Source organism: Neptunomonas antarctica, from assembly GCF_001305295.1.
GTDB classification, from domain to species: domain Bacteria; phylum Pseudomonadota; class Gammaproteobacteria; order Pseudomonadales; family Balneatricaceae; genus Neptunomonas; species Neptunomonas antarctica.
On record NZ_LJSI01000053.1, the window covers coordinates 408,975 to 422,618 of the forward strand.

Sequence of the window (13,644 nt, forward strand, 5' to 3'; positions counted from 1 at the left end):
CATTTTCTTAAACTGATAGATATTTTTTGATCTGATCACTGTCGACCTGATCTCGCATGTCTTCATGAATAAATTCACCTTTATCAATCACTATGATCCGATCTGCTATTGCCATGGTGAAGCTCAGTACCTGTTCCGAAACGATGATGGTGATGTCTCTGAGCTGCTTGATTTCATTTAGGATGCGGGCGATGTCTTTAATGATGGATGGCTGAATACCTTCAGTAGGCTCATCCAACAGCAATACTTTGGGGTTGGTTACCAGTGCTCGTGCTATGGCAAGCTGCTGTTGCTGGCCTCCGGAAAGGTTTCCGCCTTTACGGTGGCGCATCTCTCTGAGCACAGGAAAGAGGGCGTAAATGTCGTCGGGGATTTCTTTAAGTTTTGAAACCTCCATGCCGGTCTCAATATTTTCCTTGACGGTTAGATTCGGAAAGATCATTCGGCCTTGAGGTACGTACGCTATGCCGTTCTCAACACGCTGGTAACTTTCGAATGTCGAGACGTCTACGCCGTCTATTTCAATCACGCCTTCAGAGGAGGGTAATATGCCAATCAGTGATTTAAATAGCGTGGTTTTACCCATGCCATTGCGGCCCATAATGGCCAAGGTTTCGTTTTTCGGTACGTTGAAAGTCAGATCACTTATGACTTCACTTTGTCCGTAGCACACCTTCAAATTAGAGACGCTTAACATATACTCACCTATTAATAATGTATGATTTTCCAGACCACGTAGCGCGTTAAAAAACGCAGCCTTGTTCTAATGACCCAGATATACTTCAATCACTTTAGGGTCGTTTTGCACCTTTTCCATGTCACCTGTGGCTAGAATTTTTCCTTGGTGGAGCACGGTTACTTTGTGGGCGATGCGGGCGACAAACTCCATGTCATGCTCGATAACCAGCACAGAGCGCCCCTGGCTGATTTTATTGAGCAGCTTTGCTGTTTGCTCTCTCTCTTTTACGCTCATTCCCGCGACCGGTTCATCGAGCATCAGCAGTTGTGGATCCTGAATTAGCAGCATTCCTATTTCTAACCATTGCTTCTGTCCATGGCTTAACAATCCCGCTTCGGTATCCAGCGCTTGCTCGAGCATGATCTCTTTAGCTATTTCATGGATTTTATCCAAGACCTTTTTATTACGTTTGAACAGTAACGACCCCAACACTCCCCGGCCATGCGGGTAGGATACTTCCAGGTTTTCAAGTACGGTCAGGTTCTCGTAGATTGAAGGTGTTTGAAATTTCCGGCCAACGCCCGCTCGTACGATGGCGTGTTCCGATAAGCCTGTCAGTTCGCTATTCAAGAACTTGATGCTGCCGGAAGTCGCTTTTGTTTTGCCGCAAATCAGATCAAGAACGGTTGTTTTACCTGCGCCGTTAGGGCCGATAATGACATGCAGTTCGTTTTTATCGAGATAGAAGTTGAGATTATCGACTGCTTTAAAACCATCGAATGAAACCGTCAGGTCTTCTATGGATAAGGTAAAGTCAGTATTTGTGTGCATGTTCATTAGCGCGCATCCTCCACTTTTTTAAGTAATGATTGAGGTACTAACTTGCTAAATGCTTTTGATATAAAAACAAACTTATTGGTGATGTGGTGACCATAATCATTCCATAGGCCTGCCAGTCCGTTCGGGAATAGCATGACAACGGCGATAAATAACCCACCTATCAGGAATAACCACATCTCCGGGAAGGATTCCGAGAAGGCTGATTTTCCGTAATTAATTAATAACGTTCCGTAGACCGCCCCAATCAGTGACATTCGGCCACCCACGGCGGCAAATATGACCATTTCAATGGACGGCACAATGCCGACAAATGAAGGCGACATGAAGCCTACCTGCAGGGTAAACATGGCTCCCCCTATGGCGGAGATCATGGCAGCAAAGCAGAAGATAAATATTTTGAAATTAGCGACGTCATATCCCGAAAACCTGACCCGGTCTTCTTTGTCTCGAATCGCTAATAAAATACGCCCGAATTTACTGGTGAGAATAAATCTTGACGCCAATATGACGGTTAGTAACAGGCCGCAATTGATAAAGTAAAAAATATTTTTGGCGCTATCTGAGGTAATGTCCCAGCCATGCAGTGTACGCAAGTCGGTGATGCCGTTTATGCCGCCGGTGACACCTTGTTGGCCGACAATAAGCACGGTGAGTATGACGGCGATAACCTGTGTGATAATCGCAAAATACACACCCCCGACGCGGCGCTTGAACATGGCAGAGCCAATGATGTATGCAAACGCGGCGGGTACTATTAATACCGCCAGAATAGTAAAGGTAAAACTGGTGAAGGGTTCCCAGAACCAGGGAAGTTCTGTTAGCTGATTCCAGTCCATAAAATCGGGTATGCCCGGGGTGGATTGTATCGTGGTATTTTCCGGGGATGAGGCTTCAAGTTTCAGAAACATCGCCATGGCATACCCGCCTAAACCAAAGAATATCCCCTGGCCCAGACTGAGTATTCCGCCATAGCCCCACAACAACACCAAACTGACCGCTACAAAGGCATAAGTGAGATATTTTCCAACCAGATTAAGACGGAATGCATCCAGAAATAGTGGGAATATTATCAATATTAATGTGGCAAGAATGATAAAGCCGGTCAGGCCTTTCTTTCCGCCCATTATTTTTTCATATACGAAGCTCATAACTCTCTCCAGGACGCATCAAAGGTCAATGTAAATAGTGACTGGCTACTGTTAGTTTTTTACATTGAGAGTAAAGCTTGGCCTAACGGCGAACTTTACTGGCGAATAGTCCTTCTGGCTTAAACATTAAAATCACGACTAGGGCGAGCAAGGTATAGACTTTTGCCATAGACCCGCTGATGAAGAATTCAAGAATCGATTGTGCCTGTGCGATAGAGAACGCTGAGGCAATGGTGCCGAATAAGCTTGCCGCGCCGCCAAAGACAACCACCATAAAGGTATCAACAATATACAGAGTGCCCGTTGTGGGTCCGGTTGAAGCGATAGTGGTAAAGGCCGCTCCTGCGATGCCGGCGATACCACAGCCTAATGCAAACGTATAACGGTCAACTTTTTTAGTGTTAATCCCCACCGCACCGCTCATGACCCGATTCTGCGTGGTAGCTCTAACGCGCAGTCCCCATCGCGATTTAAACATCAGATAGTAAACGCCGAGAGTGACTACCGCCGTTAACCCCAGTACGAACATGCCATTGATCGGTATGTAGATCGTCTCTGTGGGTTGATATGAACCTAACAACCACTCAGGTAACGTTGGGCTTACTTCTCTGGCGCCGAATAGTGACCGAAATGATTGTTGCATGATGAGGCTTAATCCCCAGGTGGCTAACAAGGTATCAAGCGGTCTTTTGTAGAGGTGCCTGATAAGTGCAAACTCAGCGAGGTAGCCCAATATGCCTGCCACAATAAATGCCACGACGATGGCAAAGACAAAATAATAAGGCATGAATGCCGGAAAGTAGGTTTCGGTAAGAGTCGCCATGAAATAGGTTGTGTAAGCCCCGACGGTCATAAATTCACCGTGGGCCATGTTTATCACACCCATTTGACCAAAAATGATCGCTAAACCTAAGGCCATTAGCAAAAGAACACTGAACAAACTAATGCCAGAAAAACCCTGCATAGCAAATATTGATATCAATTCACTACTTGTATATGCGTCCATTATTAATTCCCCAAATTTAGCCAAGAGAGACAAAGATCAAGTGATACTTTGTTTGCGCTTATGACTGAAATTTTGTAACAACGTTAATCTTTGGATAGATAAGCGAACGTCCTTGTTCGCGATTGTGGCGTTAAATTTTGCTGGCTTTTAATCGGAGGTGACTAAGAAACCAGCGATTAAAATTTATTGATAGCCAGCAGGGAATGGATTTGGTTCGATCAACTCGGAGGTGTATACCACTGTCGCCTGACCATCTTTGCTCCATTCGCCAACGCGGGCTTTGCTCCACAAATGGTGGTTTTTGTGCAGTTTCACGTAGCCTTCGGGTGCTGTTGTCAGCTCGATATCACCTTTTTCAGACTCAGCAACGACCTTGTCGATATCAAAGGAACCGGCTCTTTCAACAGCAGCTTTCCATAACCATGGGCCAAGGTAGGCCGCCTGAGTTACGTCACCCATAACACTGTCTTCGCCCCACATTTCTTTGAATGCAGCAACAAAGGCTTTGTTGTTAGGGTTATCCTGGCTTTGGAAGTACTTCATGATGGAGTAGAAGCCTTCAAGGTTTTCTCCACCAATACCCAATACTTCATCTTCTGTTACCGAAATTGTCAGCAGGGTCTGTTTTTTGGATGTGATGCCGGCTGCTTTCAACTGTTTAAACCAGGCAACGTTGCTCCCACCTACCACTGCAGCATAGATAACATCAGGTTTTTTCAAACGTATCTTATTGATGACAGAACCAAATTGAGTGTTACCTAAAGGCTTATAATCTTCGCCGACTACTTTACCGCCCAGTACATTTTCAATGTGCTTGCGTGCAATTTTCATCGCCGTTCTAGGCCAGATATAGTCAGAGCCGATTAAGTAAAAAGTCTTGGCTTCTTTCTCTTTAGCTACCCAATCCAGGCCTGCCAGGATTTGTTGTGTGGCTTCTTGTCCTGTGTAGATAACGTTTTTTGATTGCTCCAGTCCTTCGTAAAAGGTGGGGTAATATAAAAGACCGTTTTCTTTTTCAAAAACAGGGAGTACCGCTTTACGGGATGCCGATGTCCATGCGCCAAATACAGCGGCTACTTTGTCTTGTACTAGTAGTTTTCTGCTTTTTTCGGCGAAGGTTGGCCAGTCACTCGCACCATCCTCCTGGATGATTTTAATCTGTCGACCGAGAATGCCGCCCGTGGCGTTAATTTGCGAAATTGCTAACTTTTCAGCTTCTTGTGCGCCGGTTTCACTAATCGCCATGGTTCCCGTTAGCGAATGTAAAATACCGATCGTTACTGTTTCATCCGTTACCGCCAAGCCGGTTGTATTGACGTTTGCCGCTGATGCGGACATTCCGATACTGGAGAGAAGAATCGCAGCCGGGAGTGCCATCAAACCTTTTGCGAAGCATCTGCGCATTACACTGGGTAGAAGAGAACTGCTAGGTTTTCTCATGAGATAGCCTCTTTAAAGTTACTTAATCAGACAAGGTTGTCGTCCTGATAAAGTATGTTGAATTTTGCGGGAGGCTATAATTCGCTAATCACACCATCCTTCTACGTCATTTAACGTATGTTTATTGGCATGATTTATGTATTGGCTTATACGGCACACGGAAATTTAAGTGCAAGCTATTAAATTGAGAGCAGTATTTAGTGGATGAGCAGCATGTATTCAAGGCCAGACGTAAATACAATCGCTGGGTGGCGAATCAAACCTTAGAAGACTATGCCCTTCGCTTTACCTCAAAAAGTGCGCGGCGCTGGTCGGTCACAAGGGTTTCTAATACGGCCTTGGGTGCGATCTCTTTTCTTGCATTAGAAGCAATAGGAGGGGCGATTACCATCCGCTATGGGTTTGATAACGCTATTACTGCCATCATGGTGGTGTCGTTTATTATCTTTCTCACAGGATTGCCTATTAGCTACTATGCGGCACGCTACGGTGTGGATATTGACCTGCTTAGCAGGGGTGCCGGCTTTGGATACATTGGTTCGACTATTACCTCGCTTATTTATGCCTCCTTTACCTTTATATTTTTTGCTCTTGAAGCGGCCATTATGGCGTCGGCGCTGGACGTCTTGTTTGGCCTGCCTCTGAGTATTGGTTATCTGGTGAGTGCGTTGGTCATTATTCCGCTGGTTACCCATGGCATCACCTTTATCAGTCGATTTCAGCTCTGGAGCCAACCTCTCTGGCTGGTGCTGCAATTGACACCTTTCGTCTTTATCCTTTGGAATGAGTGGTCTTCGGTGGACCAGTGGGTGGAGTATTCCGGATCAGCACCTATTCAGGGCGAAGGGTTTAATCTGCTCTTTTTTGGAGCGGCTTCAGGGATATTATTCGCATTGATTGCTCAAATAGGTGAGCAAGTGGATTTTTTGCGTTTCTTACCCGAAAAAAAATCCGATAACCGGGTGCGTTGGTGGCTCGCCCTGATTTCAGCTGGGCCGGGGTGGATTATTCCCGGTAGTTTGAAAATTATGGCGGGATCATTTCTAGCGGTGTTGGCTATCAACCACGGGATATCTGAAGTACTGGCTGATGATCCTGTTCATATGTATCTGATTGCCTTTGGATATTTGCATCAGTCACCTACAGCGACGCTCGCCATGACGGGTATATTCATTATTATCTGCCAGTTAAAAATTAATGTAACCAATGCCTATGCAGGTTCAATCGCGTGGTCTAATTTCTTCTCGCGTTTAACCCATACCCACCCCGGGCGTGTTGTCTGGTTGGTCTTTAATGTTGTTATTGCACTCTTGGTGATGGAGTTAGGTATCTATGCAGCATTGGAGAATATTTTAGGGATCTACTCCAACGTCGCGGTAGCCTGGGTCGGCACATTGGTAGCGGATCTGGTCATCAACAAGCCGTTGAAGTTGAGTCCGCCGCATATCGAATTTAAAAGGGCGCACCTTTACGATATTAATCCCGTGGGTGTGGGTGCGATGTTGATTGCCTCTTGTGTAGGTATTGTTGCTTACATCGGTGAAATAGGAGAACTAGCGCAAGCGATGTCTCCTTATATTGCGTTAATGACGGCTTTTATTGCTTCACCTTTAATCGCCATCGGTACCAAGGGTCGATTCTACATCGCTCGTCCCAATACGCTTGTGATAGCGGCGGTGTCTATTGACGCAGGATCGCAGTCACCAGGCGAGAGCGCGGAGGTGCAATGCAAAGTCTGTGAAAACAAATTCGAGTTTGAAGATATGGCGTCGTGCCCCGCTTATGGCGGCGCAATTTGTTCTCTGTGCTGCACGCTTGAATCACGTTGCCATGATCAATGTAAGGTGGATGCCCGGTTTGGTGAACAAGTGGCGGCTTTAGTCGCGGCCATGTTACCTCAGCCAATAGCCTCTCGAATGAATAGAAGTGTTTTGCAGTTTTCAGGATTGCTTATTCTCATTGCTGGTGTCATTGCGTCGTTATTTGGACTGGTCTATTTACAAATGCCGATAGGCGATACCGAGCTCATAGCCGCTGTGGCATCTACCATGACCCAGCTTTTCTGGTTGTTATTGATTATTGTCGGTGTATTGATCTGGCTGTTCGTGTTGGCTAATGAAAGTCGCCTGTTTGCATTAGATGATGCGCAACGTCAAACCCATTTGCTGCAAAAAGAAATTGGTGCTCATGGAGAGACTGATCTGGCTTTACAAAAAGCCAAAGAGGTAGCTGAAGCGGCGAACCAGGCAAAGAGCCGTTACTTAACCGGTATTAGTCATGAGTTAAGAAGCCCTCTTAATTCGTTGTTAGGGTATGCGCAGATATTAGAAAAAGATCGTCGTTTATTACCTGAACATCGCGATAAAGTCAGCGTGATTCGACGCAGTGGCGATCACCTTTCGGATTTAATTGAAGGGCTGCTGGATATTTCCAGAATCGAAGCGGGACGAATAGAGATTTTGCGCGATCAAGTGTCACTCCAGGGGCTTATTGTGGAGTTGATTGAGATGTTCCGTCTGCAGGCGGCCGCAAAAGGCATTCGATTCGAATATATTCCCCTAAGTAAGCTTCCTCCGGTGGTTACGGTGGATGAGAAACATCTACGTCAAATTTTAATTAACCTGCTATCCAATGCGATTAAGTATACCCAGGTAGGTCAGGTGACGCTTGAGGTGCGATACCGCAATCAGGTAGCGGAGTTTAAGATCAGTGACACCGGAGTGGGCATAGCGCCCCACGAGTCAGAACGCATATTTAAGCCCTTTGAGCGCATCAGAAAACCCGGGTCACCCCAGACTTCAGGAACAGGGCTTGGTTTAACGATTTGTAAACTACTGAGCGAAATTATGGGAGGGGATATCGCGTTACAGAGCGTCCCGGAAGTAGGGAGTACCTTCAAACTGTCGCTAATGTTACCCACTGTCGCTAAGCCTTTAATACGCCCGGAACCTATTAAACGTATAGAGTCTTATGCTGGCAAGCGGCGCACGATTATGGTGGTTGACGATGAGCCTACACACCGGGGCGTTATCAGCGAAATCCTTTCACCTTTGGGCTTTATTGTTTTTGAAGCGACGGGCGGGGATGAGTGTTTGAGTTTCGATAGTGTTGCTGATATTGATCTCTTTTTACTAGATATTTCGATGCCCGGTATGAGTGGCTGGACATTGGTTAGGGTGCTCCGTGAACGGCAGGTAAAAGTCCCGATTATTATGGTTTCTGCTGATGCGATTGAAGGCTCAGAGCATGCAGAGTCGGCTGAAAGTAAAATACGTCTCAATGATGACTATCTGAGTAAACCTATCCGAGACAACGCATTGCTCGACAAGGTGGCTACAGCGCTCAACATAAAATGGTGTTATGAGTCTGATACGCATCAGATTCATAAGATAGATAGCGCTGAAAATACTGCTAAACAAGATAAGTCTGGTGATGAAAGTTTTGATCATGGTGTCAGTGATGACGACTGCAGAGAACTTATTTCGATGGCTGAACTTGGGTTTGTCTCTGGAATGGATACCATATTAAAGCGAATGGAAGCCGCCAATATCGCTGTTGAATTTGTTACCTCTTTGCGTCGCCATTTCAGTAGTTATCAGTTTTCAGAAATAATTTCTCTTTGTAAACAGGCAATAACAGATGATCAATAATAAGCTTAAAGGGGTTGTATTGATCGCAGATGATAACCCTGATTCATTAGGGATGCTCAATGAGGTGTTAGCCAGCGAAGGTTATACCGTCTTTGTAGCACTGGACGGTGCCCAGGCGTTAGCCATTGCTGAGCGGATGGCACCTGACATTGTATTGATGGATGCGATTATGCCAAATATGGATGGTTTTGACGCTTGTAAGGCACTCAAAAAAAACAGTGAGTTGGCTGATATCCCTGTGATCTTTATGACGGGGCTGAGTGAGAGTGAAGATGTCGTTAGAGGCTTGGAAGCGGGTGGCGTTGACTATATCAATAAACCCGTAAAACTCGATGAACTCTTAGCCAGAGTTAAAGTGCATTTAAATAATTCTCGCATGACCCGCAGTGCCAGAGTTGCTTTGGACGAAGTAGGGCAGCTCACGTTTGCTTGTGATATTAATGGGGGTGTTATCTGGTCTACCACTCATACAAGACAACTACTGGCTTCGCGCAGCGATGGCCTTACGTGGATGGAGATGCAGTTACCACAGCAACTTAAAACGTGGCTAACACACAGCCCTGAAAAGCATAATAGTTTGCAATTGAACGGGCTTACAAAACCTTTACAGGTTAATTTTTTGGGTAGATCTTCTCTGGGAGAGTACTTAATGCGTCTGCTTGATGATGACGAACTTGTGGCGCGGACTGCTTTTAAAGAACGCTTTGAGCTCACAGAACGAGAGGCTGAAGTTCTGTTTTGGTTGTCGCGTGGAAAAACTAATCAAGAGATAGGCCAGATACTGTCTATGAGCCCACGAACCGTCAATAAGCACCTTGAACCTATCTATCGAAAATTAGCGGTCGAAAATAGAACGACGGCAGCCTCTGTTTGCTTACAGTACCTCAGCAACCGCTAACGCTCATAATTAAGTAATTGCGTGGAAGTGTTGTGGCTAAAATGCTTTACCCGGGACAAAGCTGCCATAACGAATGATGGGTTCAGGTTTGCCTTCTTTATTATTTCTGTATTTGAAGTATTCATCGCCTTTACGAACAACATAGCGACAACCAAATCGGGTGTTTTCCATGTTCAGGCAGATCTTATCTTTGCTATTTATTTTCCATTGTCCGGTGCGGATTTCATCGTCTCTTTGTTGAACAACCTGACCATCAACTGCATAAAATGTATAACTGATCTGATTATTATTCAGGTTGTGCGATTCGACGGTTTGATTAACAAACAGTTCATGGAGTTGCGCACGGTTAAGCGTACCGGGTTCTATGAACTGAGGTTTAATAGCCTGGCAAGCTGTGAGCGATAGTCCGAGTAAGCCGGCAGCTAAAAAAGAATGTATTTTCATAAGTGTTCCTCTTAATGTAATGTCCAAAATTTACTGATATGAGCGAGCATGTCACTCCGGCGGGCATTTTTTCCAAAATCGTGACGTTGTTTTGGCATTAGATGCAATGTGATATCGGCGGGTAGATGCTGTTGCTCTTTCGCACGATTAGCGGCGTTAACCCACGCCTCGGCGCGTTGTAAACGGTTAATGCCCTGATCTCGGTCGAGTCGCTCCGATGTTCTCAGGCTGCCATCTCGTATCGTATCCTTACTGCCGACCATAACGATGGTGGGTATGTTTAAAAACTCCTTAAGTCTTGCTGTGCCTAGCCATAATGGCCAGTTATCCAGCCCGCGTGGAAATCGTTGTTGATCATTAGGGAACGTATACCAGCCAGCACTCACCAGTGTTAGTGATGCCAGGTTGTAGGGATGCAACAATGCATAACGATGTGCAAATTGGGCACCGCCAGAATAGCCACATAAATGTATTTTAAGATCGGTAATGTTGCGCTGTGTTTTGTACGCGAGTAATAGCCGATTAAGAGCAAGATCGGAGCGTGGCGATAACGGGTCTTTGGCCAGTCGCTGATAGCCCGGGAAGTTTTCTTCACTAAATTCAGGCGCCAATAGCCAGAGGCCGTGTTTTTCTGCCAGCAGTGAATACGCTTCAATTTGTTCAATGCTATTTCGTGAGATCCCGTGGACAGCAATAATTACTTTTTGGCTATTTGTTTCGTGAGATGGTCGAAATACCCACATCGGTAAAGAAAGGCTGGCTGCAAAGGTAATCCGGCTGCTTTTTCCTGGCTCAGGTAGTTCGTTATTGAGGCTGGATGACATCATATTTTCCTAACTATCTGCATATTTTTCGCCTGACTGTTGGTTGCTTCAGCTGTTTTTCTGACCTGGCATTCAGAGGAGAGAGTCCAAATTTGATCGTACTCATTACGGGTAGCCTGCATGTCAGTTGCAGTAATGATTATTCCTTTGTACCAGGAAAAAATAGCATTAATGATGGTCATTATTTCTTGGCTTTGTTGTGCTGAATCAGAATCGATAAGCAATATTTTCGGACGTCTTAACAAGGCTCTCGCCAGCATGATTTTATAGCGCTGGCTGTCAGACAGATTTGCTCCGTTTTCCTGTAAACGGGTATCCAGCCCTGAAGGTAAACCAGAGATCCATAGGTCCAGGCCACAGACTGATAGTACTTCCTGAGTGTATGGGTCGGTGATCCTGCGAGCGCCATAAAACAGGTTTTTTCTCAGAGTCCCTCGCAGTAATGGCATATCAGGACACATCAGCGTGGCCAGTTGCGAAATAACTAACGGGTTATAATGATTGATTTCAATATCGTTAATACGCAAATCACCACTGGTAGGGCGCAATAAGCCAGCCAGTGCCGCTAACAACGAGCTTTTTCCGCTGTCTTGTTGCCCGGTGATGAGAATCCGATTTCCTTCTTTAATCGATGTCGTTACGGCTGGAAAACGGTCATGTGAAGAAAAATTATTGAGAGATAGCCGGAGTGGTTCGGTGGGGTGCTTTTTTAAGCCTTTTCTTGACATCGTTTTGCGGTTGAAAAAATACTCCAGTTTGTGTTCAGCTACTTTTTTTAATGTCCAGAGTTCGTAGAGTCTGCTGAGTGGACGTAGATGAGACAGTAAATACAGTGCGGCGGTCATCACGATGGCAATGTCACTGGTTTGGATCATCTGCTTTTGTTCCAGCAGAAAACCAACCACCAGCAGCGTTAATATTCCGCCGCCTAAAATTGCTTCATTAAAACCGCGAAGTACACCTGACATGTTGGCTCGCTTAATGCTGCTATGGGCCAGGCGGTCGCTTTGTTCATTGAAGCGTTTCCTTTCACGATTGTGTTGGTTAAAAGATTGAATCACCTTGAACTCGCGTAATTTCTCAGTCACGTTACGAATGAGTTGACCACGTATTCTTCTGACGTGAGCTGAGCAGGTATACAGGTGCTTTCCAATCCAATAGTTTCCGGCCATGATTAATAAGGTTAATGGCACTAAACTGAGGGAAAACAGGTAGTGAATGCGTGTCAGGCCGGTAATGGCAACTAACAACCATACGCTAAGAATGATAGCCGGTACCAGGCCATTTACAATCCAGTTTCGAATAGCACTCATATCCCCGGTTAAGCGCAGCAGCGTACCGCCTTTGTTAATCATTAAGGCATCAGAGACCGGCAGTTGCAGTACTTTAGCAAACACATTGTGGCGTAATTCATTGATGTATTGCTGGGCAAAAATTTCAGCCAGATAACGTTCCATATATCGCCCGATGGCAATAATAAAAACCCCTCCTATGGCTAATGCAACCCAGCCGGCGCTCAATGAAAAGGTATCCGATTGCAGTGCTGTTTTTGCTTCATACATCATGCCTATCATGCATAATGACTGAATCAGCGCAATCAGCACCAGCCCGACAAATAGCCTGCGGCGTTTTTTATCCAGCAAGGATGTGAGCACGGCTGTAGTCCTGCTTGAGGGCGCTGTACAGGTAATCAATCGCCGTCGGTTTTGCTAAGTTAGACGCGGTGAATACCGGTAAGCCGGATTCTTGTGCCACTTCTTGACAGGCGATAGGTGAACGTGAAAACAAACCGCTGATAGCATAAACGGGGAAGTTTGCTCTGGTAATCCGCTCTGTTACCATCATGGCTGACGTTGCGCTATCGGCAGCCACTATCGCCCCCGTGATTTGTTGAACAAACCGGCTAGAGTTAATCAACGCTCTGGTTTCTGGTTGTAAAATGCCATCGGCTATTTCAAGAATTAATACCTGACAGTGGGCTGCTATCGCAGCTGACTTGAATTTTTGCAGGAGATCTAAAAAGTTATCATTGGATAAACCTATCGTTGAAGGGTGGCCCGCATCCAGAAAATCAACGACTGCATTTGCACCGGCATCGTGCATGCGCCAATAGTCAGGTCCGGCACCCGTGCCCGTTAGTTTTGCGCCTGCTGTTTTTATTCCCTGACGAGTCAACCCATTGATGCAAGCGCACGCCGTGGTGGTCTTGCCTGCATTCATATCACTGCCAATAATGACTAAAACCGGAATATCTTCCTGTGTAATTGGGATTTTGGAAATAGGTGCGAAGGCCGAAAGGTTCAAAGTGTTCCCTTGCTGATCGCCTAAAACACCCAATAGCGTTATTTCGGTGGGTGCTTTGACCTGGCCGCTGCGATGAATGACATGGCCTGCAATACCGCCTGCGGCGACTAAATGACAAGTGTCTTGCTGTGTCGGTAATTCGGCACAAAACTGATCAGTTGCATAGCGTTGTGCGGCGACCACAATAATAGTGTCGCCTTCGTAAAGATGGTTTCTTCGTCCGTGAATATCTTCAAGACGCGTATGCTGTCTTATTTTATCTACTTTACAAAGCAATAAATCACCGGCACTCGGGGGAATATCTAGCAGTTGTGTGGCGTTATCAAGCTTAACATTGCGAGTGATGTAGCTTCGTTTTGCCTTATGTATAGCATTCATAAAATCAACTCATTCTTTATTAAATTCATACGT

General features: G+C 45.7%; 11 protein-coding genes. 2 read left to right on the forward strand and 9 right to left on the reverse strand.

The genetic code is table 11. The features are described 5' to 3' along the window. Window positions 1-7 precede the first annotated feature (7 nt). From urtE to urtA, 5 genes are all read right to left on the reverse strand, one after another. Window positions 8-697: an urea ABC transporter ATP-binding subunit UrtE gene (gene urtE, locus Nant_RS16655; protein ID WP_054342770.1), complete on the reverse strand. Its 690-nt coding sequence runs from the start codon at window positions 695-697 to the stop codon at window positions 8-10. A 66-nt stretch (window positions 698-763) separates the two neighbouring features. After that, window positions 764-1,510, reverse strand: coding sequence for an urea ABC transporter ATP-binding protein UrtD (gene urtD, locus Nant_RS16660; protein WP_054343263.1), 747 nt, complete (start codon window positions 1,508-1,510; stop codon window positions 764-766). 5 nt (window positions 1,511-1,515) lie between these two features. Next, a complete protein-coding gene (urtC, locus tag Nant_RS16665) occupies window positions 1,516-2,667 on the reverse strand; it encodes an urea ABC transporter permease subunit UrtC (protein ID WP_054342771.1) in 1,152 nt (383 codons plus the stop codon). 82 nt (window positions 2,668-2,749) lie between these two features. Continuing rightward, window positions 2,750-3,673 carry an urea ABC transporter permease subunit UrtB gene (gene urtB, locus Nant_RS16670; protein WP_054342772.1) on the reverse strand — a complete coding sequence of 308 codons (924 nt, stop codon included), beginning with the start codon at window positions 3,671-3,673 and terminating at the stop codon, window positions 2,750-2,752. A 183-nt stretch (window positions 3,674-3,856) separates the two neighbouring features. Next, window positions 3,857-5,113 (reverse strand): urea ABC transporter substrate-binding protein, encoded by a 1,257-nt coding sequence (gene urtA / locus Nant_RS16675; protein WP_082400340.1) that lies wholly within the window; start codon window positions 5,111-5,113, stop codon window positions 3,857-3,859. Window positions 5,114-5,313: 200 nt separating this feature from the next. Here urtA and Nant_RS16680 point away from each other — a divergent pair, with 200 nt between their 5' ends. Then, entirely contained in the window at window positions 5,314-8,763 is a 3,450-nt protein-coding gene (locus Nant_RS16680; RefSeq protein WP_054342773.1) for a hybrid sensor histidine kinase/response regulator, read from the forward strand. Next, on the forward strand, window positions 8,753-9,661 hold the full coding sequence (locus Nant_RS16685; RefSeq protein ID WP_054342774.1) for a response regulator transcription factor: 909 nt from the start codon (window positions 8,753-8,755) through the stop codon (window positions 9,659-9,661). The genes Nant_RS16680 and Nant_RS16685 overlap by 11 nt, the downstream gene beginning before the upstream one ends. A gap of 36 nt (window positions 9,662-9,697) precedes the next feature. Here Nant_RS16685 and Nant_RS16690 read toward each other — a convergent pair whose 3' ends face one another. The 4 genes from Nant_RS16690 to Nant_RS16705 are packed head-to-tail and all read right to left on the reverse strand — an operon-like array spanning window position 9,698 to window position 13,611. Further along, complete coding sequence (locus Nant_RS16690) at window positions 9,698-10,105, reverse strand: hypothetical protein (RefSeq protein ID WP_054342775.1); 408 nt, start codon at window positions 10,103-10,105, stop codon at window positions 9,698-9,700. An 11-nt stretch (window positions 10,106-10,116) separates the two neighbouring features. Further along, window positions 10,117-10,932, reverse strand: coding sequence for an alpha/beta hydrolase (locus Nant_RS16695; protein WP_143773473.1), 816 nt, complete (start codon window positions 10,930-10,932; stop codon window positions 10,117-10,119). Further along, window positions 10,929-12,584 carry an ABC transporter transmembrane domain-containing protein gene (locus Nant_RS16700; protein ID WP_054342777.1) on the reverse strand — a complete coding sequence of 552 codons (1,656 nt, stop codon included), beginning with the start codon at window positions 12,582-12,584 and terminating at the stop codon, window positions 10,929-10,931. The genes Nant_RS16695 and Nant_RS16700 overlap by 4 nt, the downstream gene beginning before the upstream one ends. Continuing rightward, entirely contained in the window at window positions 12,562-13,611 is a 1,050-nt protein-coding gene (locus Nant_RS16705; RefSeq protein WP_054342778.1) for a P-loop NTPase family protein, read from the reverse strand. Before Nant_RS16705 ends, Nant_RS16700 begins: the two co-directional genes overlap by 23 nt. Window positions 13,612-13,644: the final 33 nt, after the last annotated feature.